The sequence below is a fragment of the Mycobacterium pseudoshottsii JCM 15466 genome, from assembly GCF_003584745.1.
Taxonomy (GTDB): Bacteria; Actinomycetota; Actinomycetes; order Mycobacteriales; family Mycobacteriaceae; genus Mycobacterium; species Mycobacterium marinum.
Genome location: NZ_AP018410.1, coordinates 3,762,711 through 3,787,637 on the forward strand (window position 1 = coordinate 3,762,711; position 24,927 = coordinate 3,787,637).

The following is a 24,927-nucleotide window of genomic DNA, read 5'->3' on the forward strand; positions in this document are numbered from 1 at the left end:
GCCCGGGTCATATCGTTGCCACCATGGTGCCCGAGCAGTCCCCCGGTGATGTGCCCGAGGTAGCGGCGCCAGCACCCGAACCAGCACCCGAAGATGTCACGCCCCTGCCCGACCTGCTACACGGACGGCACCGCGCGGGGCCGGACCGCGAACGTCGCCCGGTGTACGTCGACCTGTTGCCGCCCTGCAACGCCGGTTGCCCGGCCGGCGAAAACATCCAGGCCTGGCTCGCCCACGCCCGCGTCGGCGAGCACGAGCGGGCCTGGCGTCAGCTGACCGCTGACAATCCGTTCGCCGCCATCCACGGCCGGGTGTGCTATTACCCATGCGAATCCGTCTGCAACAGAGCAGATCTCGATGCATCGGTGTCCATCCACGCGGTCGAGCGCTTTCTCGGCGACACCGCACGCGAGAAACAGTGGCGCTTCCAGCCCGCACCGCAGCCCACCGGCAAACGAGTGCTCGTTGTCGGCGCCGGCCCCAGTGGACTCTCGGCGGCCTATCACCTGGCCCGGCTTGGGCATCACGTCGAGGTTCGCGACGCCGGCGCCGAGCCGGGCGGAATGATGCGCTACGGCATCCCGAGCTACCGGCTCCCCCGCGATGTGCTGGACGCCGAAATCGAACGCATCGCCGCCCTGGGCGTGCAGCTCACAACCGGACACCGTGTCGAAGACCTCGCCGAAGAACGCGAGACCGGAAACTTCGACGCGGTGTTCGTCGCCGTCGGTGCCCACCTGGCCAAGCGGGTCAACATCCCCTCTCGTGACGCAAGATCGCTGATCGACGCCGTGTCATTCCTGCATCAGGTGGCCGCGGGCGAAAAGCCCGAACTCGGAAGCCACGTCGCGGTCTACGGCGGCGGCAACACCGCCATGGACGCCGCCCGCGTCGCGCGCCGGCTCGGCGCGCAGGACACCGTGATCATCTACCGGCGCACCGAAGCTCAGATGCCCGCGCACGAAGAGGAGCGCCAAGACGCGCAGCGCGAAGGGGTGCAGATCAACTGGCTGCGCACCATCACCGCGTTCGACGATCACGAAATCCGGGTCGAGCAAATGGAACTCGACGACACCGGGCACCCCCGGCCGACCGGGCGGTTTGAGACGCTGGCCGCCGACACGGTCATCATGGCACTGGGACAGGAAACCGAATCGGCGTTCATGCGCACATTGCCCGGGGTGGAATTCGACCGTGACGGCGGCGTGCGGGTCTCCCCGACGCTGATGACCGGCTGTCTCGGGGTGTTCGCCGGCGGCGACATGGTGCCCTGCGAACGCACCGTCACCGTCGGGGTCGGGCACGGCAAGAAGGCCGCCCACTACATCGACGCGTGGCTACGGGGAGACCCCACCCAACGCCCACCCAAGCATCCCGTCGCCGATTTCGACCGGCTGCACCTGTGGTATTTCGGCGACGCCCGCCGGCGCCAGCAACCCGAACTCTCCCCCGAGGACCGGATCAGCGGATTCGACGAAGTGATGGGCGGCCTGTCCGCGGAGGCAGCGACGTTCGAGGCCGGGCGCTGCCTGTCGTGCGGCAACTGCTTCGAGTGCGACGGTTGCTTGGGCGCCTGCCCGGAGGACGCGGTGATCAAGCTCGGGCGCGGCCACCGTTACCGCTTCGACTACGACCGCTGCACGGGTTGTGCGACCTGTTATGACCAATGCCCGGTGCACGCCATCGAGATGATTGCGGAGCCACGATGACGCGCACCACGGTGGATGGCAACGAAGCGACGGCATCGGTGGCCTACCGGCTCAACGAAGTCTGCTGTATCTACCCGATCACTCCCTCCTCCCCGATGGCCGAGCTCGCCGACGCCTGGTCAAACCAGAACCGGCCCAACATCTACGGCACGGTGCCGACGGTGGTGGAGATGCAAAGCGAAGGCGGGGCGGCCGGTGCGCTGCACGGCTCCCTGCAAGGCGGGGCGTTGACGACGACGTTCACCGCCTCCCAAGGCCTGCTGCTGATGATCCCCAACATGTACAAGATCGCCGGCGAACTGACCTCGGCGGTGATGCATGTCGCGGCTCGATCGATTGCGGCACAGGCACTTTCGATATTCGGCGATCATCAGGATGTCATGGCGGTGCGCCAGACCGGATTTGCGCTGCTGGCATCGGCCTCGGTGCAGGAGGCCCACGACCTGGCCCTGATCGCCCAGGCCGCCACCCTGCGCACCCGAGTACCGTTCGTGCATTTCTTCGACGGTTTCCGCACCTCCCATGAGCTCAACACCATCGAGGTGCTCACCGACGACGACTTGCGCGCGCTGGTCCCCCAGGAGTTGGTCCTGGCCCACCGCGACCGGGCGCTGTCGCCGGATCGGCCGTCCATCCGCGGCACCGCCCAGAATCCCGACACTTACTTCCAGGCCCGCGAAACGGTGAACCCGTTCTATGCCCGGGTACCCGAGGTGGTCGAGGGGCTGCTGCGCGAGCTCGGCGAGCGCACCGGGCGCCCGATGCACATCGTGGACTACACCGGTCACCCCGAGGCCGAGCGGGTGATGGTGCTGATGGGATCCGGCGGTCAGACCGCGGCCGAAACCGTGACCGCCCTCACCGAGCGCGGTGAGCGCGTCGGGGTGGCCCAAATCCGCCTCTACCGTCCATTTCCGGCCGAGGCCCTGCTGGCGGCCCTGCCCCCGACGGTCCGCGCGATCGCGGTCCTGGACCGCACCAAGGAACCCGGATCCCAAGGCGAGCCACTGTATTTGGATGTCACCGCCGCCCTGGCCGAGGCCTATAGCAGCGGGCAGAGATCATCGCTGCCGGTGGTCTGCGGGGGACGCTACGGCCTGTCGTCCAAGGAATTCACCCCCGGAATGGTCGCCGGTGTCTTCGCCGAGTTGGCCGGCCAGCGTCCGCGCACTCGCTTCACCGTGGGCATCGACGACGACGTCAGCGGCACCAGCATCAGCTACGATCCGGACTTCGACATCGAGACGCCGGCGACCACCAAAGCCGTGTTTTTCGGCATGGGTTCCGACGGCACGGTGGGCGCCAACAAGAACACCATCAAAATTCTCGGTGGCGAGGAAGATATTTACGCCCAAGGGTATTTCGTCTACGACTCCAAGAAATCCGGCTCACAAACCGTCTCGCATCTGCGGTTTGGCCCGCAACCGATTCGGGCGCCGTACCTGGTGCAACAGGCGAGCTTCGTCGGCTGCCACCACCAGCGGTTCCTGAACAAGGTGGACGTGCTGGGCCGGGCCGCCCACGGTGCCGCACTGTTACTCAACAGCGCGCGCCCACCCGAGCGGGTGTGGGACAGCCTGCCCGCCCCGGTGCAGCAACAGATCATCGACAAGCGCATCCGGCTCTACGTGGTCGACGCGGGCAAGATCGCGCGCGAGGTCGGTCTGGCCGGCCGGATCAACATCGTCCTGCAGACCTGTTTTTTCGCGATCGCCGGTGTGCTGCCGGTGGATCAGGCGATCGCCAAGATCAAGGCCAGCGTTGCCAAGACCTATGCCGCCCACGGCGCCGACGTGGTGGCCCGTGAAGTCAACGCCGTCGATCACGCGCTCGCCGGCCTGCACCCGGTCCAAGTGCCCGACACCGTCAGCTCCACCAGACAGTTGGAACCACCGGTTCCCCAACACGCCCCGGAGTTCGTGCGCACGGTTACCGCGGAGATGATCGCCGGGCGCGGAGATGAGCTGCCGGTCAGCGCACTACCGGCCGACGGCAGCTACCCCAGCGGCACCGCCGCCTACGAAAAGCGCAATATCTCGGATCTGGTTGCGGTGTGGGACCCCGACACCTGCATCCAGTGCGGCAACTGCTCGTTTGTCTGCCCGCACAGTGTCATTCGCACCACGCTCTACCCGCGCGACCGGCTCGATGCCGCACCGGCCACCTTCGCCTCGGCACCGCTGGACGCGGTCGGTCTCCCCGACACCCGCTACACCCTGCAGGTCTATGCCGAAGATTGCACCGGCTGCAATCTGTGCGTGGAGGCCTGCCCCGCTGTCGTTCCCGGCAAACCGGTGACCAAGGCGATCAATCTTGCCCCGCGCGAACCACTCGTCGCCGCCTCCCGCGAGAACATCGCGTTCTTCGAAACCCTGCCGGTGGCCAACCGATCCAGGGTGGACTTCGGGACGGTGCGCGGCACCCAGTTCCTGCAGCCGCTGTTCGAGTTTTCCGGCGCGTGTGCCGGCTGTGGGGAGACCCCCTACCTCAAACTGCTTTCCCAGTTGTTCGGTGACCGGCTAATGGTCGCCAATGCCACCGGCTGCTCGTCGATCTATGGCGGCAACCTACCCACCACACCGTGGGCGACCAACGCCGAGGGACGCGGTCCAGCATGGTCTAACTCACTGTTCGAAGACAACGCGGAGTTCGGCCTGGGTATGCGGCTGGCCGCCGACACCCACGTGCGCCAGGCCCGGCACCGGCTGACCGAACTGCGCGACGTGCTGGGCGCGGATCTGGTCGATGCCATCCTGGCCGCCCCGCAAGAGCGTGAGTCGGAGTTGCGCGCCCAGCGCGAAAGGGTCGCCGAATTGCGCGCCCGCCTCGATGAACTGGACGGTCTGGCGCCGGCGCAAGCCGACGAGCTGCGCAGCGTCATCGATCACTTGATCCGCCGCAGCGTCTGGATCGTCGGCGGCGACGGGTGGGCCTACGACATCGGCGCCGGCGGGCTGGACCACGTGCTGGCCAGCGGGCACAACGTCAACGTGCTGGTGCTCGACACCGAGGTGTATTCCAACACCGGCGGGCAGATGTCGAAGAGCACACCGCTGGGCGCGGTGGCCAAGTTCGCCGCCGGGGGCAAGACGGTTCCACGGAAAGACTTAGCGCTGCAGGCTATTTCGTATGGCAACGTCTACGTGGCGCGGGTCGCTATGGGCGCCGATCCGCAGCAGACCTTGCTGGCCTTCCGGGAGGCCGAGGCCTACGACGGCCCTTCGCTGGTGATCGCTTACAGCCACTGCATCGCGCACGGCTTCGAGCTGCGCTACGGCCTGGACCAACAGTACCGCGCGGTCGCCAGCGGGCACTGGCCACTGATTCGCTACAACCCGGTGCTGCGCTCCACCGGCCGCCCGCCATTCCTGCTGGATTCCCACCGTCCCCGGCTGGCGCTTGCTGACTATCGCGACCGCGAGCTACGCTTCCGCAGCCTGGCCAACTCTGACCCCGACGAGGCTGACCGCCTGCTCGTGCTGGCCGAAGAGTCAATCGACCAGCGCTGGGAAGTCTACGAAGACATGGCCTCTCGCGCGCCACAAGAGTTTCCGTCCGATTCCCGGAGGGAGAGCTAATGGACCTGTCGACTACCTACCTCGGACTCAGCCTGCGCAGTCCGCTGCTGGCCTCGGCATCGCCGCTGAGCCAGACGTTGCACGGCGTCCGTGCGCTCGCCGACGCCGGCGTCGGCGCGGTGGTCCTGTATTCGCTGTTCGAGGAACAACTGCGTCGCGAAGCCGAGCAGAACGAACTGATGGCCGCCCAGGGCAGCGAAAGCTCGCCCGAGTCGCTGAGCTACTTTCCTCCTGCCGTCGACGTGGCCAGCCAGGCCCAGCGATACCTGCGCCTGATCGAACGTGCGTCTGCATCGGTGGACATCCCGATCATCGGCAGCCTCAACGCGTCCACACCCGGCAACTGGGCGCGCTACGCCCATTCCATGCAAGAGGCCGGCGCGGCCGCGATTGAGCTCAACATCTACTACCTTCCCGGTGATACCGGCCTCAACGCCCATGCCGTCGAGCAGCGCCACCTCGAGGTGCTCGATGAGGTCAAAACCGCGACAACGGTTCCCGTCGCGGTCAAACTCAGCCCGTACTTCAGCGCCACCGCCGACATGGCACATCGCCTCGATGCTGCCGGCGCTGACGGACTGGTGCTGTTCAACCGGTTTCTGCAGCCTGACATCGACCCCGAGACCCTCAGCCTGGTTCGCGGTATCACGCTGTCCACCCCGGGAGACACGCGCCTGGGGCTGACCTGGATCTCGTTGCTGCACGGCCGGACGCGAGCCTCGCTGGCCGCGACCACCGGAGTAGAGCACGCCAGCGACGTCGCCAAGTATCTGCTCGCCGGGGCGGACGTCGTGCAAACCGCGTCAGCCCTGCTGCGCCACGGACCCGAGTATGCGGCCGTGTTGCTCCGGGAGTTGCAGGACTGGCTGAGCCGCAAAGGATTTCAGGATCTCAACCAGGTGCGCGGGCTGCTGGCGGCTCCGGACACCAAAGGGTCGGAGGCGCACGAGCGTGCGGACTACGTTTGGGCGCTGCGCAAGGCTAACAGCGGCTTCTACGACGCGTATTGACGCAGTAACTATATGGAGGATTGGGTCATGAGCAGCTTTTCCTACGTTCGCTTCTTCGAAGAGTTCGGCATCGAGGACGTGCCACTGGTGGGCGGCAAGAACGCTTCGCTGGGCGAGATGTTCCAGAAGCTGTCGCAGCAGGGTGTGCGCGTACCGCACGGATTTGCCACCACCGCCGATGCCTACAAGCACATGCTGGACCGGGCCGGCGCGTGGGACGCGCTGCACGCCGAGCTGGACGATCTGGACGCCGACGATGTCACCGCGCTGGCCCGCAAAGGCAAACGCGCCCGTGAAATCGTCTATGGCGCAGGGCTGCCCGAGGACCTGGCCAGCGAGATCGTGGCCGCCTACCGGATAATGCAGGAAGAGTACGGCGAGGACGTCAGCCTGGCGGTGCGCAGCTCGGCCACCGCCGAGGACCTGCCGACCGCCAGCTTCGCCGGCCAGCAGGAAACGTTTCTCAACATCAAGGGTGAGGAAAGCCTGCTCGATGCGTGCCGCCGCTGTTTCGCCAGCCTGTTCACCGACCGGGCCATCCACTATCGCGTCGATCAGGGCTTCGACCATTTCAAGGTGGCGCTGTCGATCGGCATCATGAAGATGGTCCGTTCCGACCTCGCCTCCTCGGGCGTGATGTTCACCCTCGACACCGAGTCCGGCTTCAATGACGTCGTGTTCGTGACGGGCGCCTACGGCCTGGGCGAGAACGTGGTACAGGGCGCGGTCGACCCCGACGAGTTCTACGTCCACAAGCCGACCTACCAGGCCGGTCACCGCGCCGTGCTGCGCCGGCTGATCGGCGACAAGGCGGTGAAGATGGTCTTTGTCGAGGGCGGAACCAAGCAGACGACGCGCAACATTCCGACGCCGAAGGCCGACCGTGCTCATTTCTGCATCACCGACGAGGACGTGCTCGAATTGGCGGGCTATGCGCTGGCAATCGAGCAGCACTACGGGCGACCGATGGATATCGAGTGGGCCAAGGACGGTTTGGACGGCAAGCTCTACATCGTCCAGGCCCGCCCGGAGACGGCCGCCTCGCAGCGCAGCATGACCACGGTGGAAACCTATGTGCTGGAAGGCTCCGGCGAACAGCGCGAGATACTGACCGAGGGCCGCTCGGTCGGCGAAAAGGTCGCCTCGGGCGTGGTCAAACGCATCGATGACCTCGAGCGGCTATCGGACTTCAAGCCCGGCCAGGTGCTGGTCGCCGACACCACAATGCCGGACTGGGAGCCGGTCATGAAGATCGCCGCCGCGATCGTCACCAACCGCGGTGGCCGCACCTGCCACGCCGCGATCATTACGCGCGAACTCGGTATCCCTGCGGTGGTCGGCGCCGGGGATGCCACCACCAATGTGCCGGACGGCCAACTTGTCACGGTGTCGTGTGTGGAGGGCGACACCGGGCGGGTGTACCGCGGGGAGGTGGGCTTCCACGTGGATCGCACCGAGGTGGCCGACCTGGCGAGGCCGCGCACCGAGGTCATGGTCAACCTCGGCAACCCCGACCTCGCGTTCAAGACCTCGTTCCTGCCCAACGATGGGGTGGGACTGGCCCGGATGGAATTTATTGTCGGCGAATACATCAAGGTCCACCCGCTGGCCCTGCTGCACCCCGACAAGGTGGACGACCCCGAGGCACGCCGCACCATCGAACGGCTCACCCGCGGCTATTCCGATGGTGCCGAGTTCTTTGTGCAGCGACTCTCCGAAGGCATCGGCACCATCGCGGCGGCGTTCTGGCCCAAACCCGTGGTGGTGCGGATGTCGGACTTCAAGAGCAACGAGTACGCCAGCCTGATCGGCGGCAGCGGCTTCGAGCCGACCGAGAGCAACCCGATGATCGGCTTTCGCGGCGCCTCGCGCTACGCCCACCCCGCCTACGCCGAGGGCTTCGCGCTGGAATGCCGTGCGATGCAGCGGGTCCGCGATCAGATGGGGCTCACCAACGTGGTCATCATGCTGCCATTCGTGCGCCGGGTCGCCGAAGCGGACCTGGTGCTCGAGACGATGGCCGAACACGGCCTCCGGCGGGGCGAGAACGGACTCAAGGTGTATGCGATGTGCGAGATCCCCAACAACGTCATCCTCATCGACCAGTTCGCCAAGCGCTTCGACGGCTTCTCGATCGGCTCCAATGACCTGACTCAGCTGACCCTGGGAGTCGACCGCGACAGCGAAATCGTGGGCTTCGACTACGACGAACGCGACGACGGCGTCAAGGAGATGATTCGCCTGGCGGTGGAGGGCTGCCGCCGCAACGGCATTCACTCCGGGTTGTGCGGCCAGGCGCCGTCGGACTATCCGGACATGGCCGAGTTCCTGGTCCGCGCCGGCATCGACTCGGTCAGCCTCAACCCCGACGTGGTGGTCAAGACCACCCGGCAGATCCTCGACCTCGAGCAGCAGGTGGTGCCACTGCAGTAGGCGCGAGCGCCTAATCGATGGTGCTGTGGGTGGGCATCTCGTCGCCGAAGTTGATCCCCATGTCGCGCGCGGTCAGGATCGAGTCGCAATCGAGCGGAACGACCTTCTGCCGATGAGTGGCGTCGGCAAGCGGTACGTAGTCCACCGTCGGCGGGTTCAGCGCCACCATGACGCCGTAGTGCCCCTCATCGAGAGCCCGCACGGCGGCGGCGCCGAAGCGCAGTCCCAGTAGCCGGTCGAACGAGGTAGGCGAGCCGCCCCGCAGCAGGTGACCCAATACCACCGTGCGTGCTTCGCGGCCGGTCATGCGTTCCAGCTCGGCGGCCACCTTGGCGCCGATGCCACCGAGGCGTTCGGCCTGCCCCACCGACTTGCCCAGGATGGTGACCTCGCCGCCGATCGGCTTGGCCCCCTCGGCGACGCAGACTATCGAGAATTTCGCGCCGCGCTGTTCGCGATCGGTGATCACAGCTGCCACCAGCTCCAGACTGAACGGGATCTCGGGGATGAGGATCGCGTGCACCCCCGAGGCCATGCCGGCGTTCAGGGCGATCCATCCCGCGTACCGGCCCATCACCTCCACCACGATGATCCGGCCATGGGAGGTCGCGGTGGTGAAGAGCCGGTCGATGCACTCGGAGGCGAAGTCGACCGCGCTGTCGAAGCCGAATGTGGACGTCGTCTTGTCCAGGTCATTGTCGATGGTCTTGGGTACGCCGACCAGCGGTAACCCCGACTGGTGCAGATGCTGGCCGATCGACATCGACCCGTCGCCGCCCACCAGGATCAGCGCATCGATCTGGTGCTGCGCGAATCGGCCCAGTAGCTCTTCGGTGCGGTCCACTTCGGCCCAGCTACCGTCGCTCTGCCGCACCGGGTAGGCGGTCGGGTTGCCCCGATTGGTCGTGCCGATGATCGTGCCGCCCTGGTGGATGATCCCGCGAACCCGGTCGCGGGTGAGCTCGATCAGGCCGCCCTCGGGATAGTCCTCGGGCAGCAACAGCCCATTGAGGCCGTCTCGGATCCCGACCACGTCCCAGCCGCGGTTTCGCGCGGCAAGAGTGGCCGCGTGGATCACCGCATTGAGTCCCGGCGCGTCCCCGCCACCGGTGCTGATCGCGACTCGCTTTATCGGGGAATTCACGACTCGCAAGTCTAGTGTGTGCCTCGAGCGCAGCCGTTCGCGCCGGTGAAGCGTGTTATGTGCCTATCCAATTCGCATGACAAGTCGGCGCTTCGTCAGGGATGTGGCGGTGCCGCCGCCAGCCAGCCGTCTGACAGCAGTTCGAGCAGCTGCCCGTGGGGATCACGGATCATCGCCGAATGCCTCGACACCGTGCGCTCGAGCACCGATCCGCCGAGAGCCTCCACGTTGTCCCGCACTGCGGCCAGATCAGATACCGAAAACGAGATATGAGTAAGCCCAACCTGATCCATGACACGCCTACCCCCGGCGGCAACGGAGCGTTGCGAGTAGTCGAGCAGCTCCAGCACCAGCCCATCACGAATCAGATAGGTCACATGCAGCCCGACCGGCCGTTCCAGCTGCAACAATTGGTCGGCGCCAGCGTCGGGCACGTCGGCTTCCCACCAGAATCCAAACCCCAACAACTCCTGGTAGAAGCGCCGGGACCGGCCCCGGTCAGTGACGCACAGTCCGACGTGGTTGAAAACCGTTCCGCTACTTCACATCACAAAACCTTCGCGCTCGCCGCCCGCCAGCACTGGCCGCTTCTCGATGAACTGTACCGCCGATACCGGCACTCACGCCGTTTCACCCCGACCCGGCGGCTATGTCAATTCGACCGACACTGCTTATAAAGTGAGTCGCTGTCCCGCTCACGGCAGAAATGTGAGGCCCTTCGATGATCGACATAACAGCGCGGTTAGTGGAAATCGTCGGCAACAACAATGTGCTCACCGGCGACGCGATTCCCGAAGACTATTCCCACGACGAAGAGCTGACTCAGGTGCCCCAGCGGCCGGCGTACGTCGTCAAGCCGGCCACCGCCGAGGAGGTTTCCCGGCTGCTGTCGGCGGCCTCCGAATACCGCGTCCCGGTGACAGCGCGCGGTTCGGGGTGTGGCCTGTCGGGTGCCGCGTGCCCCCGCGAGGGCGGATTGCTGATCTCCTTCGAACGAATGAATCAAGTCCTGGAGGTCGACACCGACAACCAGGTCGCCGTGGTCCAGCCCGGCGTCACATTGAGCCAGCTGGACGAGGCGACTCACGATCGCGGACTGGGCTACATGGTGCACCCCGGAGAACTGTCCTCCAGCGTCGGCGGGAACGTCGGAACGAACGCCGGCGGGATGAGAGCCGTCAAGTACAGGATAGCGCGCAATAACGTGCTCGGGCTGCAGGCGGTGCTGCCCACCGGCGAGATCATCCGCACCGGCGGCAAGATCGCCAAGGTCTCCACGGGCTACGACCTCACCCAGCTCATCGTCGGCTCCGAAGGCACCCTGGCCCTGGCCACCGAGGTGATCGTCAATCTGCACCCGCAGCTGACTCACAACGCCAGCGTGCTGGCCCCCTTCGCCGACTTCGATCAAATCATGGCGGCGGTGCCCAAGATCCTGGCGACCGGACTGGCGCCCTACATCCTGGAATACATCGACAACATGACCATGGCCGCGCTGGTTTACACCCAGAACCTCGAGCTGGGCATCCCAGATCAGGTTCGTGACAACTGCCAAGCGTATCTGCTTGTGGCCCTGGAAGACCGAACCGCCGATCGACTGCTCGAGGATGTCGAGGCCACTGGTGAGCTGCTGGCCGAACTGGGAGCGATGGATGCCTCCGTGCTCGAAGGCGCCTCGGCGCGCAAGCTGATCGAGGCGCGCGAGAAGGCGTTTTGGGCGGCCAAGGCCGCCGGCGCCGACGACCTCATCGCTACCGTCGTCCCGCGCGCGTCGATGCCGAAGTTCCTCAGCACCGCTAAAGGGCTGGCGTCCGCTGCCGGCGGTACCGCGATCGGTTGTGGGCATGCCGGAGACGGCAACGTGCACCTGGCCATCATTTGCAAAGACCCGGCAAAAAAGAAGCAACTGATGACCGACATCTTTGCGTTGGCCATGGAACTAGGTGGCGCCATCTCCGGCGAACACGGCGTTGGCCGCGCGAAAACCCCATACTTTCTCGAGCTCGAAGACCCGGCCAAGATCGCCTTGATGTCGCGGATCAAACAGAGCTTCGACCCGGCGGGGATCCTCAACCCCGACGTGTTGTTCACAACCATCCAGTCTTGAGCCGGATGCCACAGGGCACACACCTTGGGCACATCAGCGACGCACCATCGGAGGCCCGACGACTACACCGGCGCGGCCGCCAATACTCCCGCGGCTGAGGCATTAATTCGCGCCGCGAGCGATTCAACCATCTGCAGGTGGATGGCGTGTCGCTGGACAACTATTGCTTGGATGGCAGGGCTCCGGCGTTGTTGATTAGCAGGCTTGTGAGCTGGGGAATTGTGGATTGAGGAGGTCTAGGCGGCGGTTGGCGGTCAAAGCGGTGATCCGGCAGGCTTCGGCGATGTTGTCGGCGCCGTTGAGGCGGTGCAGATTGATCGCGGTGTTGCGTAGCGTTGCTAGGACCTGTGCGCCGTTTCCGGTATGTGCCCTTTGACGGTCTTCGTCGAAGGTGACGTCGCGTATCCAGTGCAGGCTGTTCTCGATTCCCCAGTGTTGACGCATCCAGGTCATGATCGCGGTAGGGCGGGCGTGCTCGAACGGCAGGCTGCAGATGGCATAGACCACCTCCACGCTGCGCTGGTCGGTGGCGGTGATCAAGCGTTCACGAGTGATCCGGATGATTTGTTTTGCGTAGGGGAAGCCGATTCCTCGTGCAGCGGTGATGATTTGCAGGGTGCGGGTCTCGACACGGCCGTGGCCGCGGGAGTCGTCGGTAGCGGCTGCGGGCACCTCGGCCCAGGGCAGCGCGGTGATACGCGCAAATATTTTGGCTTGGTTGGACTTGACGATCATCAGGTAGTGCGACTTCAAGGTGGCGCAGATCAACTTCGCGGTGACGACCTGGGTATGCATCGCATCCACGGTGACCAGCCACCGCAAGCTACCCGGCAGCAGCGTGAGCAGGGCACGTACGCAGGGAATTTCATTGCTTTTCTCGGCGACAGCGAGTTGACCGAGCACCAATCGGGCACGGTGGGCGAACACCGGCACGAGATGCGTGGCTGTCGCTTTGGCGCGTAAAGCACCACGCAGCATCTTGCCGTCCAACGCGATCGGCACCAATCCACTGGGGTCGCTGCTGGCCACGTGTGCAGTGAAGTAACTGCCCATCCTGGCGTTGAGGTCGGCGGGGTCTAGCCGAGACAAAACAGCGCGGAAGGTCTTCTCACTGGGCCGCCGGAACCGGACCCCTAATTGGGCCAACACATCATCGGGAGCGGTGGCCGCCCATGTGGCAAAACCAGCATAGCCGCGCATCCCCGCGGCAGTGGCCAGAACCGCGATCGCCAACAAAGCCACCAGCGAATACCTCCGACCGCGTGGGCCCCTCGGGTCTGGCACCGAGGCCAACACATCGAGAAACTCCGATCCGATGAACTCGCTGCGCTCACCAGGACTCCAGCGGTCGAACACCTCTGGAACCGACGACACAGGCAATACTGAAACGGTAGGCACGGGCAACTCCAGACCAACGACGAACAGTAACCAACTCGATCGTTCTCCAGATAGCCCGTGCCTACACTAGGGCTCCGGCGTTGTTGATTAGCAGGCTTGTGAGCTGGGGAATTGTGGATTGAGGAGGTCTAGGCGGCGGTTGGCGGTCAAAGCGGTGATCCGGCAGGCTTCGGCGATGTTGTCGGCGCCGTTGAGGCGGTGCAGATTGATCGCGGTGTTGCGTAGCGCTGCTAGGACCTGTGCGCCGTTTCCGGTATGTGCCCTTTGACGGTCTTCGTCGAAGGTGACGTCGCGTATCCAGTGCAGGCTGTTCTCGATTCCCCAGTGTTGACGCATCCAGGCCATGATCGCGGTAGGGCGGGCGTGCTCGAACGGCAGGCTGCAGATGGCATAGACCACCTCCACGCTGCGCTGGTCGGTGGCGGTGATCAAGCGTTCACGAGTGATCCGGATGATTTGTTTTGCGTAGGGGAAGCCGATTCCTCGTGCAGCGGTGATGATTTGCAGGGTGCGGGTCTCGACACGGCCGTGGCCGCGGGAGTCGTCGGTAGCGGCTGCGGGCACCTCGGCCCAGGGCAGCGCGGTGATACGCGCAAATATTTTGGCTTGGTTGGACTTGACGATCATCAGGTAGTGCGACTTCAAGGTGGCGCAGATCAACTTCGCGGTGACGACCTGGGTATGCATCGCATCCACGGTGACCAGCCACCGCAAGCTACCCGGCAGCAGCGTGAGCAGGGCGCGTACGCAGGGAATTTCATTGCTTTTCTCGGCGACAGCGAGTTGACCGAGCACCAATCGGGCACGGTGGGCGAACACCGACACGAGATGCGTGGCTGTCGCTTTGGCGCGTAAAGCACCACGCAGCATCTTGCCGTCCAACGCGATCGGCACCAATCCACTGGGGTCGCTGCTGGCCACGTGTGCAGTGAAGTAACTGCCCATCCTGGCGTTGAGGTCGGCGGGGTCTAGCCGAGACAAAACAGCGCGGAAGGTCTTCTCACTGGGCCGCCGGAACCGGACCCCTAATTGGGCCAACACATCATCGGGAGCGGTGGCCGCCCATGTGGCAAAACCAGCATAGCCGCGCATCCCCGCGGCAGTGGCCAGAACCGCGATCGCCAACAAAGCCATCAGCGAATACCTCCGACCGCGTGGGCCCCTCGGGTCTGGCACCGAGGCCAACACATCGAGAAACTCCGATCCGATGAGCTCGCTGCGCTCACCAGGACTCCAGCGGTCGAACACCTCTGGAACCGACGACACACGCAATACTGAAACGGTAGGCACGGGCAACTCCAGACCAACGACGAACAGTAACCAACTCGATCGTTCTCCAGATAGCCCGTGCCTACACTCCGGCCCCAATAGCGCGGCACCAAAGATCATCAACCCAGCTCACAAGCCTGCTAATCAACAACGCCGGAGCCCTGGTGCTTACACTCCGGCCCCAATAGCGCGGCACCAAAGATCATCAACCCAGCTCACAAGCCTGCTAATCAACAACGCCGGAGCCCTGGCTTGGATGGCCGCTTCGTTTTCCGGCCCCGCGGCCTCCAAGGCATGGATCTGAGCCTCGGCAGAAGCGACGCTGGCAGCAATCAGCAGCTGCATTGTCCTAACATCGGCAGCCACGGTTAGAAACCATCTCTGGATCGACTGTAGGAACGCAACCAGCGTCTCGCAGTGCGCAATAATCTCGGCGAGCCTGGCGGTGGCGGCGCTGGCCGCGGGGCCGGCCCAGGTCTCGAAAAGGTCTTGGCTCAGACCGTGCACCCCGGCCAACGTGCCGCCGACCCCCAAAATGCGAAAGCCGGTCTCGACCGAATATCCGCGAAGTTCCGTGGGCGCGAATCCAGGCCACCCACCGGGGTCGAGCATCAGTTCAGCGTATTCCCCAACCGGTCTGCCGATCGTCCTGACCATGGTTTAATCACCTCCGACGTTGGATTTACAGAAGCCGATTATTTACAGAAACGATTACTGGCGTCAATATCCGAATCTCTCGCGCCAACAAGAGTAAATCGTCCGTTTAATTCATCGCAATTCACCACGAGACAGATATTCTCCAAACGGTGAATTATTTGCACGCCCTCAACGGCTTCCGCCGTTGACAAATACCGTATCGGTTGCTAACACTATCGATGCACCCGGTCGAATTGACCGTGAATACCGCTGTAAAAGCACGTGTCGTAAGGAGCAACAATTCATGCATCCGATTAATCCGATTAACTTAGCGATGAGCGTTGCCCCTAGCGTCCTGATCACAGTTGCACCGGAGTTTGTCGAACGGGCAGGACACCTCGATCAAGAAGTGCTTCCGTGGGTGCCAACAAACGTGTGCAGTGATGCGGCATCGGCGTCATTTTTTCGGCAGTCCGCTGCCATGACAGAGGCGCTGGCCGCATTGGGACATGCTTGTTCCGCCCAGCTCCGGGCGTATGCGGAATTGCTGCGCGTGGCGGCCAACAGCTATGCCACCTCTGACCGCCGCGGGGCGAGTTCCCAGTCGCGCTAGCGCCTCGTGTCTGACGTCATTTGATGGTCCGTCGCCTCGAGGATCCGCCCCCGTCTGGCCGATCTCGGCCGAGCCGTCATGCTCGGGCCCGGGGCTCGTCGGCGAACCGTTGGGCAAACGGCCGCAACCACTCTGATGCCCACCGCACGACGAACCAGCAGTCACTCGCGGCGCCTCCATCGCCCACCATCGGGAGTTCGATCAAGCTGGGCGCGGGGTGCGCCCCGACCGTATGGCCTTTGTTCACTCGACGTTTACCGGGCGCTCGCTGCCGTGTCGTAACCTGCTGACGCTCGATCACCAGGTACGAGCCGGCGTGAGCCGCGACAGAGAGCACACAGGGACGGGCACTGGTGGCAAGCGGACTACAGGATCCCATAACGCCGACGCCGCAGTACGGGGGCTTGTTCGGCCAAGATCGCGCGTGGCACCTCTCGTTCGGCCTGCTGCTGGCCGGATCGTTCGTGCTGTTCTCGTTCTGGGCGTTCGACTACGCCGGCCCCGGCGCCAACAAGCTCATCTTGGTCCTGGCCACCGTTGTCGGCATGTTCATGGCCTTCAACGTCGGCGGCAATGACGTCGCCAACTCCTTTGGCACCAGCGTCGGTGCGGGCACGCTGAGCATGAAACAGGCGCTTCTGGTGGCAGCCATTTTTGAGGTCAGCGGCGCGGTGATTGCCGGGGCGATGTCACCGAGACAATTCGCAGCTGAATCGTCGACCTGTCCGGAGTGTCGGTCGCTCCCAACGACTTCATGAACATCATGCTGGCCGCGTTGCTGGCGGCAGCGCTGTGGCTGCTGTTTGCCAACCGGATGGGATACCCGGTGTCGAGCACACACTCGATCGTGGGCGGCATCGTCGGCGCCGCGGTCACGCTGGGCATCGTTGACGGAAAGGGCCTCTCCGCTCTCCAGATGGTCCAGTGGGACGAGATCGGCCAAATCGCAATCTCATGGGTGCTTTCACCGCTGCTGGGCGAACTGGTGTCCTACGCGCTCTACGGCGCGATCAAACGCCACATCCTGTTGTACAACGAGGAAGCCGAACGAAAGCTCCTGGAAATCAAGAAGGAACGCATCGCGCACCGCGAGCGTCACAAGGCGGCATTCGAGCGTCTCAGCGAAATCCAGCAGATCGCCTACACCGGTGCGATCGCACGCGACGCCGTCGCGGCCAACCGCAGGGATTTCGATCCCGACGAGCTGGAGTCCGACTACTACCGCGAACTCCACGAGATCGATACCAAGAGATCGTCGGTTGACGCATTCCGGGCGCTGCAGAACTGGGTCCCGCTGGTCGCCGCGGCCGGATCGATGATCATTTCCGCCATGCTGTTGTTCAAGGGCTTCAAGCACATGCACTTGGGCCTGACCACCATGAACAACTTCTTCATCATGGGGATGGTGGGTGCGGCGGTGTGAATGGCCACCTTCATTCTGGCTAAAACGCTTCGGGGTGAATCACTTTCGCGCTCGACCTATCTGATGTTCAGCTGGATGCAGGTATTCACCGCCTCCGGTTTCGCATTCAGCCACGGCAGCAATGACATCGCAAACGCCATCGGCCCATTCGCCGCAGTGCTGGATGTACTGCGCTCGGGTTCGATTGAAGGCAAGGCGGCGGTACCCGCCGCCGCCATGATCACGTTCGGGGTCGCGTTGTGCGCCGGGCTGTGGTTCATCGGACGGCGGGTCATCGCAACCGTGGGACACAATCTGACCACGATGCATCCGGCCTCGGGCTTTGCCGCCGAATTGTCGGCGGCGGGAGTGGTCATGGGCGCAACCGTGCTGGGTCTTCCGGTCTCCAGCACTCACATCCTGATCGGCGCCGTCCTCGGCGTCGGCATCGTCAACCGGGCCACCAACTGGGCACTGATGAAGCCAATCGCGTTGGCGTGGGCCATCACGCTGCCCTCGGCGGCTATCCTGAGCGCGGTCGGCCTGGTCACGCTGCGCGCGATTTTCTGACCGAGATTTCCCGAGCATGTGACATCTCGAGTCCGCGCATGGACTCCGCCCCGGAATCCGACCTCGGCTGTCTGAGATTGCCAAATCAGTTATCCCGCTTGCTATCTTCGGGCGGACACGGCGACCACGGGTGCCGGCCACGGGCACAACCCGTCAAACGTAATCACAACCAGTAGTTGTGATCTCACAACGTGTTGGCCTCTACCGGCGCCTACCGGGGCGGCGAAACATCGGGGTCATGACCCGCGGGGTCCGATGAAGCGCCTTTCGGGTATCTCCCGCTGACCAACATCACCGTCGATGTCGCAGGCCAGCCACATGTCCGCACACGAGGGGTCCGCCGGTTGGCCATCAACCGGCGGAGCGTGCGGTCCAGGCAGCCAATCCCGGTCAGCATTGTCGACAGAGGAGTAGGCCGCATGACGACAGCCCGTCCCGCCAAGACTCGCAACGAAGGCCAATGGGCATTGGGACAGCTTGATCCGCTCAATGACACCGAGCAGATCAAGCACGATGACGGCCCGCTGAACGTGCGCGACCGGATCCTCAACAAGTACGCCAAAGAAGGCTTCGACAGCATCGAGAAGACCGATCTGCGGCTGCGCTTCAAATGGATGGGTCTGTACACCCAGCGCGAGCAGGGTTACGACGGCAGCTGGACCGGCGACGAGAACATCGACAAGCTCGAAGCCAAGTACTTCATGATGCGGGTGCGCTCCGACGGCAAACCAATGTCGGCGCAGACAGTGCGCGTGCTGGGCCAGATTTCCAGCGAATTCGGCCGTGACACCGCCGACATCGGCGACCGGGAGAACGTGCAGTTCCACTGGCTGCGGATCGAGGACGTTCCCGAGATCTGGCGCCGGCTCGAATCCGTCGGCCTGTCCAGCATGGAGGCCTGCGGTGACTGCCCACGCGGCATTCACGGTTCACCACTGGCCGGCGACTCGCTCGATGAGGTGCTCGATCCCTCGCCGGCGAGCGACGAGATCATCCGGCGCTTCCTGGGCAACCCCGACTACGCGAACCTGCCCCGCAAGTACAAGAGCGCGATCTCGGGCCTGCAGGACGTCTCCCACGAGACCCACGACGTCGCGTTCGTCGGAGTCAATCACCCCGAGCACGGTCCCGGGATGGACTTGTGGGTCGGTGGCGGCCTTTCGACCAACCCGATGATGGCGCAACGCGTCGGCGTGTGGGTCCCGCTGGACGAGGTGCCCGACGTTTGGGAGGCGGTCACCCAGGTGTTCCGCGACTACGGCTACCGACGGCTGCGTGCCAAGGCCCGGATCAAGTTCTTGGTCAAGGACTGGGGCGTAGAAAAATTCCGTGAGGTCATGGAAACCGAGTACCTCAAGCGCAAGATGATCGACGGCCCGGCTCCCGAGCCGATCAAGCACCCGATCGACCACGTCGGAGTGCAGAAGATCAAAAACGGGCTCAACGCCGTCGGCGTCGCCACTATCGCGGGACGCGTCACGGGCACCACCCTGCAGGCGGTGGCCGACCTGATGGAGAAGGTCGGCTCCGACCGGGCCCGGTTCAGCCCCTTCCAGAAGCTGATCATCCTCGATGTGCCCGACGACAAGGTGGACGAACTGGTCACCGGTCTGGACAAGCTGGGCCTGCCGTCCAAGCCGTCCGGGTGGCGCAAGAACACAATGGCCTGCACCGGCATCGAGTTCTGCAAGCTGTCGTTCGCCGAAACCCGGGTCCGTGCCCAGTCTTTGGTGCCCGAGCTGGAAGAGCGCATGGCCGACGTCGAATCCAAGATCAACGTGCCGATCACCCTGCACATCAACGGCTGCCCCAACTCGTGCGCCCGCATCCAGGTCGCCGACATCGGGTTCAAGGGTCAGTGGATCGATGACGGTGAGGGCAACTCGGTCGAAGGATTCCAGGTCCACCTCGGTGGCGGCCTGGGCGAACAAAGCGGGTTCGGCCGCAAGCTGCGCCAGCACAAGGTGACCAGTGACGAGCTCGGCGACTACATCGACCAGGTGACCCGAAAGTTCCTGGATCAACGCGAGGAAGGCGAACGCTTTGCGAATTGGGCGCTGCGCGCCGACGAAGCCGACTTGCGCTGAGCGCTTCCCGACGAGCTGAGGACAACACGATGAGCGATCAGCCCAACGAGACGCAGCTGCGTGAGCTGGCCGCACGCGGTGCCGCGGAGATGGAGGGTGCCAGCGCGACCGATCTGCTGCGCTGGGCCGACGAACACTTTGGCGGGATCAACGGACCCCGCGGCTGGGCGACGTGTAATTACGTGGTTGCCTCCAATATGCAAGACGCCGTCTTGATCGACCTGGCATCGAAGGTGCGCCCGGGGTGCCGGTGATCTTCCTCGACACCGGCTATCACTTCGCCGAAACCATCGGTACCCGCGACGCAATCGAGGCCGTCTACGACATCAGAGTGCTCAACATCAGCCCCGAGCACACCGTGGCAGAACAGGACAAGCTGCTGGGCAAGGACCTCTTCGCGCGCGACCCCAACGAGTGTTGCCGACTGCGCAAGGTCGTCCCGCTGACCAATGCGCTGCGTGGGTATGCGGCGTGGATCACCGGCCTGCGCCGGGTGGAGTCCCCCACTCGCGCCAACGCCCCGGTGATCAGCTTTGATGAGGCCTTCAAGCTGGTCAAGATCAACCCATTGGTGGTGTGGACCGACCAGGATGTGCAGGACTACATCCAGAGCAACAACGTGCTGGTCAACCCGCTGGTCGACGAGGGCTACCCGTCGATCGGTTGTGCACCGTGCACCGCCAAACCGGCAGTCGGTGAGGACCCGCGCAGCGGGCGTTGGCGGGGCCGGACCAAGACCGAATGCGGGCTGCACGCCTCATGAGCACGCTCGTGCTCACCGCGCACGGCAGTAGAGACCCCCGGTCGGCGGACAACGCCCGGGCCGTCGCCGCTGCGCTACGCCGCATGCGGCCGAATCTCGATGTGCGGCTGGCCTTCCTGGAACTCTGTGCACCAAACTTCGTCGACGTACTCGCCGAACTGCCCGACAGCCAGCGGGCCGTGGTCACTCCTCTGCTACTGGCGAGCGCCTACCACGCCCGCACCGACATCCCGGAACAGATTGCGCGCTCCGGCGCGCTCGGTGTCCGCGAGGCCGCCGTGCTCGGCGAGGACGATCGGCTGGTGTCGGTGTTACGCGACCGCCTTGCCGAGCGCGGGGTTTCCCCGCGGGATCGCAACATCGGCGTGCTGGTGGTCGCGGTCGGTTCATCGCACGCCCCGGTGAACGCGCGCACGACACGGGTGGCGGCCAAGCTCGGTGCAGGCACCCGTTGGGCCGGCACCACAATGGCGTTCGCCAACGGCCCCAAGCCGTCGGTGGCCGACGCCGCCGCACAGTTGCGCGCCAGCGGTGCCCGCCGTCTCGTCATCGCCCCATGGTTTCTGGCACCGGGGCTCATCACCGACCGGGTGTGGAAGTACGCATGCGACAACGACATTGCGATGGCGCGTCCGATGGGCGCCCACCCGCTGGTAGCGCAAACCGTGCTCGAACGTTACGACCAGGCGCTGGCCGCCGGTGACGCCGCGGCCTGAACCTGTCCGCCGGGCGCCGGCTACTCACCGCCGGACGTGATGTGGCTCAGCAATTCTCGTATTGCCCCGGCGGGCGGAACACGCCCACCGACCCAGATGGCTCGAAGCTGGCGGCGCAGGTCCAGGCCAGGGATGCTGATGGCCCGTAACCGGCCGACCGCCAGGTCATCGGCGATGGCCAACCGGCTCATCGCCGCGGGCCCCGCACCGGCCAAGACCGCGGCGCGCATCGCCGCCGCCGACGAGAGTTCAAGAACCGGCGATGCTTGAACCATGTCCTCACCCAGCACCTGACGCAGCGCCACGGTCAGCGAATCGCGGATGCCAGAGCGGGGTTCGCGGGTAACCAGTGGCGTCTCGGCCAGCTCGCGGGCGGTCACCGGGCTGGGCCGCCGAGTCCACTTGTGCCCGGGCGGGACGACCACCACCAAGTCGTCGTGGCCCACCACACGACTGCCCAGTCCGGTCGGCGGACCGGGATTCTCGACGAATCCGAGATCGGCGGTGCCGTCACGAACCGCGGCGATCGCGTGGTCACTGTTGGTGGCGGTCAAGATCACTTGCGGGGCGGTGGTGCCGCGCCGCTTGGCCGCGTCCTGCAATGCCAGCAGCCAATGCGGCATCAGCTGTTCGCCAATCGTCTGGCTGGCCGCCACCCGGATCCGTTCGCGTCCCTCCTTACGCAGCGATCCAAGGCCCGCATCTATCTCCTGTGCCACTTCAAGCAGGCGGGCTGCCCATTCGGATACGATCAGGCCGGCTGGGGTAAGTTGTGAGCCGCGCGTCGTGCGGACGGCCAACGTCACGCCGGTGTGGGCCTCCATGGCCGCGAGCCGCTTGGACACCGCTTGTTGGGTCAGCCCAAGCTCGCGGGCGGCTGCCCCCAGGCTTCCGGTCTGGGCGATTGCCAGAAAGATTTCAAAAGAGGCAAGTTCGGGCATGCGGGGGCTGAGCGGCATGCTTGATCAAATCACAACCAATGCTTGTGACTCCACAACATCGACACCTCTACCCGGTCGCGTGGGGGATGACGAGCATGAGAGACATGACCCGTCTCTACCACGTAGCGATTGTGGGTTCCGGCCCGTCCGGGTTTTTTGCGACGGCGGCCCTGCTCAAAGCCGCCAATGCGTCGGATCAGATCGATGTCGCGGTCGACATGCTGGAGATGTTGCCGACGCCCTGGGGCCTGGTCCGTTCCGGTGTCGCGCCCGATCACCCCAAGATCAAATCGGTAAGCCAGCAGTTCGAGAAGACCGCGCAGGACCCCCGTTTTCGCTTTTTCGGCAACATCAAGGTGGGCGAGCATGTCGAAGCGGCCGACCTGGCCCTGCGCTACGACGCGGTGATCTACGCCGTCGGTGCGCAGTCTGACCGTGCACTCGACATTGCCGGCGAGCAGCTGCCGGGCAGTGTTGCCGCGGTTGATTTCGTCGGCTGGTACAACGCGCACCCGCACTTTGAGCAGATGGCACCGGATCTGTCCGGCGCCCGCGCCGTCGTCATAGGCAACGGCAACGTTGCCGTCGACGTCGCGCGCATCCTGGTGACCGATCCAGATGTACTGGCCGCCACCGACATCGCCGATCACGCGCTGGAATCGTTGCGCGCCCGCACGGTTGAGGAAGTGGTGATCATCGGTCGGCGCGGCCCCTTGCAGAGCGCGTTTACCACACTGGAGTTGCGTGAACTCGGCGAGCTCGACGGCGTCGACGTCGTAGTCGACCCAGCCCAGCTTGACGGCATCAGCGATGACGATGCGGCCGCGATAGGCAAAGTCGCCAAACAAAACCTCAAGGTGCTGCGCGATTACGCCAGTCGCCCGGCCCGACCGGGGCACCGTCGGATCGTGCTGCGTTTCTTGACGTCTCCCATCGAGATCAAGGGAGACGGCAAGGTGGAAAGCATCGTGGTCGGCAGAAATGACTTGGTGAGCGACGCCAGCGGACGAATGATGGCCAAGGACACCGGCGCACGTGAGGAACTGCCCGCCCAACTGGTGGTGCGCGCCGTCGGCTATCGCGGTATCCCCACCCCTGGCTTGCCGTTTGACACCAATAGCGCCACCATCCCCCACAGTGGCGGTCGAGTCGCGGGCAGCAGCAACGAATACGTCGTTGGCTGGATCAAGCGTGGACCGACCGGCGTAATCGGAACGAACAAGAAAGACTCCCAGGACACCGTCGACACCCTGCTCGAGGACCTGGCGCACCAACCCGCCACCCCGGCCGCCGACCAGAACCGCGGCGACGCGCTCGCCCAATGGTTGATCTCCTGCCAGCCGCAACTGATTGCCGCTGCGCACTGGGAGGCTATCGACAACTTTGAGCGCGAAGCCGGCCAGTCCCAGCAGCGTCCCCGCGTCAAGGTCGCGAGTCTGCCCGAACTGCTTCGCATTGGCCACGGCTGACATCTCCTGGAAGGAAACCGCTATGACATATGTTATTGCCGAACCCTGCGTCGACATCAAAGACAAGGCGTGCATCGAGGAATGCCCCGTCGACTGCATTTACGAAGGCGCCCGGATGCTCTACATCCACCCCGATGAGTGCGTCGACTGTGGTGCCTGCGAACCGGTGTGCCCGGTTGAGTCGATCTACTACGAAGACGATCTGCCCGCCGAATACGGCGGCTACACACAAATCAACGTCGACTTCTTCAGCGAGCTCGGCTCGCCCGGCGGCGCCGCGAAAGTCGGTCTCACCGAGAACGATCCGGACGCCGTCAAGAGCCTGGAAATCCGGGCGGAGGCCCAGTAACACCAACCCGGATCAAACCCACCAGGCCCTGCCCGGGCGGCGCGTATGACCCGCCCGGGCAGTTTTTCGTTCCGCCCGCGCCGAGAGCCGAGAATCACTGCCACACTGAGGGACAGGACGGCCCGGCTACTCCCGCAACAAGAATTCCAGAAACCAATTGCGTTCCGGCGCCGCCGTCTGCTTCTTCAGCGCCGAACCGAATAAGCCCTTAAGCGCCGAACCGGACATGTGCAGCAGCCCCAGCCCGGCGGCAAAGGCTGTGTTGGCACGCATTTCGGCCTCGTCGGCATCAAATCCGTAGTCGCAGAACGCCTGCTGCACGGCTCGCACCATCCGGCGGTCGGCCGAAAGGACCGCGGCCGCAACGGTCTTGTCGGACCGGGCCCACTCGCGCATGGCACGTTCGAGCTTCCACAGTCGAGGCCTAGCCAGCAGGGCCATCATCAGCGCCAACCGTTCCCGCGGCTCGACCTCACTCAGACCTTCGATTTCGTCGCGATCTTCGTCGCGGAACTGCGCCCACGCCTCAACGAGCGCGTGCCGGTAGCCTTCCATGTCGGCGAAATGCCAGTAGAAACTGCCCTTCGTTACGCCTAGGCGGGCGCAAAGCTGATCCAGCTTGAGCGAACTGAGTCCTTCCTCGGCCAATATTTCGAACCCAGCCTGCACCCAGTCGTCTACCCCAAGCCTGCGATTTCCCGACGTGCTACGCCCTGCCATGAATTCGAGCCTA

17 protein-coding genes and 2 pseudogenes are annotated in these 24,927 nt (G+C 64.6%); 12 read left to right on the forward strand and 7 right to left on the reverse strand.

Translation table 11 applies throughout. The annotated features are described in order from the left end of the window. The first annotated feature begins 23 nt into the window (after positions 1-23). The 4 genes from MPSD_RS17130 to ppsA are packed head-to-tail and all read left to right on the forward strand — an operon-like array spanning position 24 to position 8,730. Positions 24-1,709, forward strand: a complete 1,686-nt coding sequence (locus tag MPSD_RS17130) for an NAD(P)-binding protein (RefSeq protein WP_020786984.1) — start codon at positions 24-26, stop codon at positions 1,707-1,709. Then, positions 1,706-5,287 carry a pyruvate:ferredoxin (flavodoxin) oxidoreductase gene (nifJ, locus tag MPSD_RS17135; protein WP_086085396.1) on the forward strand — a complete coding sequence of 1,194 codons (3,582 nt, stop codon included), beginning with the start codon at positions 1,706-1,708 and terminating at the stop codon, positions 5,285-5,287. The genes MPSD_RS17130 and nifJ overlap by 4 nt, the downstream gene beginning before the upstream one ends. Then, the gene (locus MPSD_RS17140) at positions 5,287-6,297 is read left to right on the forward strand and encodes a dihydroorotate dehydrogenase-like protein (RefSeq protein ID WP_020786982.1); all 1,011 of its coding nucleotides are present in this window, start codon (positions 5,287-5,289) and stop codon (positions 6,295-6,297) included. The genes nifJ and MPSD_RS17140 overlap by 1 nt, the downstream gene beginning before the upstream one ends. 27 nt (positions 6,298-6,324) lie before the next feature. Next, positions 6,325-8,730: a phosphoenolpyruvate synthase gene (gene ppsA / locus MPSD_RS17145; protein WP_086085398.1), complete on the forward strand. Its 2,406-nt coding sequence runs from the start codon at positions 6,325-6,327 to the stop codon at positions 8,728-8,730. Between the two features lie 10 nt (positions 8,731-8,740). Here ppsA and MPSD_RS17150 read toward each other — a convergent pair whose 3' ends face one another. Both MPSD_RS17150 and MPSD_RS17155 read right to left on the reverse strand, forming a co-directional pair. Continuing rightward, complete coding sequence (locus MPSD_RS17150) at positions 8,741-9,874, reverse strand: 6-phosphofructokinase (RefSeq protein WP_020786980.1); 1,134 nt, start codon at positions 9,872-9,874, stop codon at positions 8,741-8,743. Positions 9,875-9,969: 95 nt separating this feature from the next. After that, entirely contained in the window at positions 9,970-10,386 is a 417-nt protein-coding gene (locus MPSD_RS17155) for a VOC family protein (protein ID WP_036426484.1), read from the reverse strand. Positions 10,387-10,595: 209 nt separating this feature from the next. Here MPSD_RS17155 and MPSD_RS17160 point away from each other — a divergent pair, with 209 nt between their 5' ends. Further along, positions 10,596-11,981 (forward strand): FAD-binding oxidoreductase, encoded by a 1,386-nt coding sequence (locus tag MPSD_RS17160; protein WP_020786978.1) that lies wholly within the window; start codon positions 10,596-10,598, stop codon positions 11,979-11,981. A gap of 195 nt (positions 11,982-12,176) precedes the next feature. On the opposite strand, the gene MPSD_RS17165 is transcribed toward MPSD_RS17160, so the two are convergent. From MPSD_RS17165 to MPSD_RS29530, 3 genes are all read right to left on the reverse strand, one after another. Next, positions 12,177-13,379 carry an ISAs1-like element IS2404/ISMul1 family transposase gene (locus MPSD_RS17165; protein WP_420811935.1) on the reverse strand — a complete coding sequence of 401 codons (1,203 nt, stop codon included), beginning with the start codon at positions 13,377-13,379 and terminating at the stop codon, positions 12,177-12,179. An 87-nt stretch (positions 13,380-13,466) separates the two neighbouring features. After that, the gene (locus tag MPSD_RS17175) at positions 13,467-14,669 is read right to left on the reverse strand and encodes an ISAs1-like element IS2404/ISMul1 family transposase (RefSeq protein ID WP_420811936.1); all 1,203 of its coding nucleotides are present in this window, start codon (positions 14,667-14,669) and stop codon (positions 13,467-13,469) included. Between the two features lie 147 nt (positions 14,670-14,816). After that, a complete protein-coding gene (locus MPSD_RS29530) occupies positions 14,817-15,155 on the reverse strand; it encodes a hypothetical protein (RefSeq protein ID WP_232022566.1) in 339 nt (112 codons plus the stop codon). Between the two features lie 334 nt (positions 15,156-15,489). On the opposite strand from MPSD_RS29530, the gene MPSD_RS28190 reads away from it, so the two are divergent. The 5 genes and pseudogenes from MPSD_RS28190 to MPSD_RS17205 all read left to right on the forward strand — a co-directional run bounded on the left by MPSD_RS28190 (position 15,490) and on the right by MPSD_RS17205 (position 21,435). Continuing rightward, positions 15,490-15,897 (forward strand): hypothetical protein, encoded by a 408-nt coding sequence (locus MPSD_RS28190; RefSeq protein WP_161961016.1) that lies wholly within the window; start codon positions 15,490-15,492, stop codon positions 15,895-15,897. Positions 15,898-16,233: 336 nt separating this feature from the next. Then, positions 16,234-17,869: pseudogene (locus MPSD_RS17190) on the forward strand (inorganic phosphate transporter); the annotation flags it as partial. Between the two features lie 419 nt (positions 17,870-18,288). Then, positions 18,289-19,956 carry a nitrite/sulfite reductase gene (locus MPSD_RS17195; RefSeq protein ID WP_086085499.1) on the forward strand — a complete coding sequence of 556 codons (1,668 nt, stop codon included), beginning with the start codon at positions 18,289-18,291 and terminating at the stop codon, positions 19,954-19,956. Positions 19,957-19,985: 29 nt separating this feature from the next. Continuing rightward, positions 19,986-20,719, forward strand: a pseudogene (locus MPSD_RS17200) (phosphoadenylyl-sulfate reductase). After that, on the forward strand, positions 20,716-21,435 hold the full coding sequence (locus MPSD_RS17205; RefSeq protein ID WP_086085500.1) for a sirohydrochlorin chelatase: 720 nt from the start codon (positions 20,716-20,718) through the stop codon (positions 21,433-21,435). Before MPSD_RS17200 ends, MPSD_RS17205 begins: the two are co-directional and overlap by 4 nt. Positions 21,436-21,455: 20 nt before the next feature. Here the strand turns inward: MPSD_RS17205 and MPSD_RS17210 are convergent, their stop codons facing one another. Continuing rightward, positions 21,456-22,394 carry a LysR family transcriptional regulator gene (locus MPSD_RS17210; protein WP_086085501.1) on the reverse strand — a complete coding sequence of 313 codons (939 nt, stop codon included), beginning with the start codon at positions 22,392-22,394 and terminating at the stop codon, positions 21,456-21,458. 77 nt (positions 22,395-22,471) lie between these two features. Between MPSD_RS17210 and MPSD_RS17215 the strand changes: the two genes are divergently transcribed. Both MPSD_RS17215 and fdxA read left to right on the forward strand, forming a co-directional pair. Further along, complete coding sequence (locus tag MPSD_RS17215) at positions 22,472-23,845, forward strand: FAD-dependent oxidoreductase (RefSeq protein WP_020786966.1); 1,374 nt, start codon at positions 22,472-22,474, stop codon at positions 23,843-23,845. Positions 23,846-23,867: 22 nt separating this feature from the next. Then, positions 23,868-24,194 (forward strand): ferredoxin, encoded by a 327-nt coding sequence (gene fdxA, locus MPSD_RS17220; protein WP_020786965.1) that lies wholly within the window; start codon positions 23,868-23,870, stop codon positions 24,192-24,194. A gap of 126 nt (positions 24,195-24,320) precedes the next feature. Here fdxA and MPSD_RS17225 read toward each other — a convergent pair whose 3' ends face one another. Beyond that, positions 24,321-24,914, reverse strand: a complete 594-nt coding sequence (locus MPSD_RS17225) for a TetR/AcrR family transcriptional regulator (protein WP_036426481.1) — start codon at positions 24,912-24,914, stop codon at positions 24,321-24,323. Positions 24,915-24,927 lie beyond the last annotated feature (13 nt).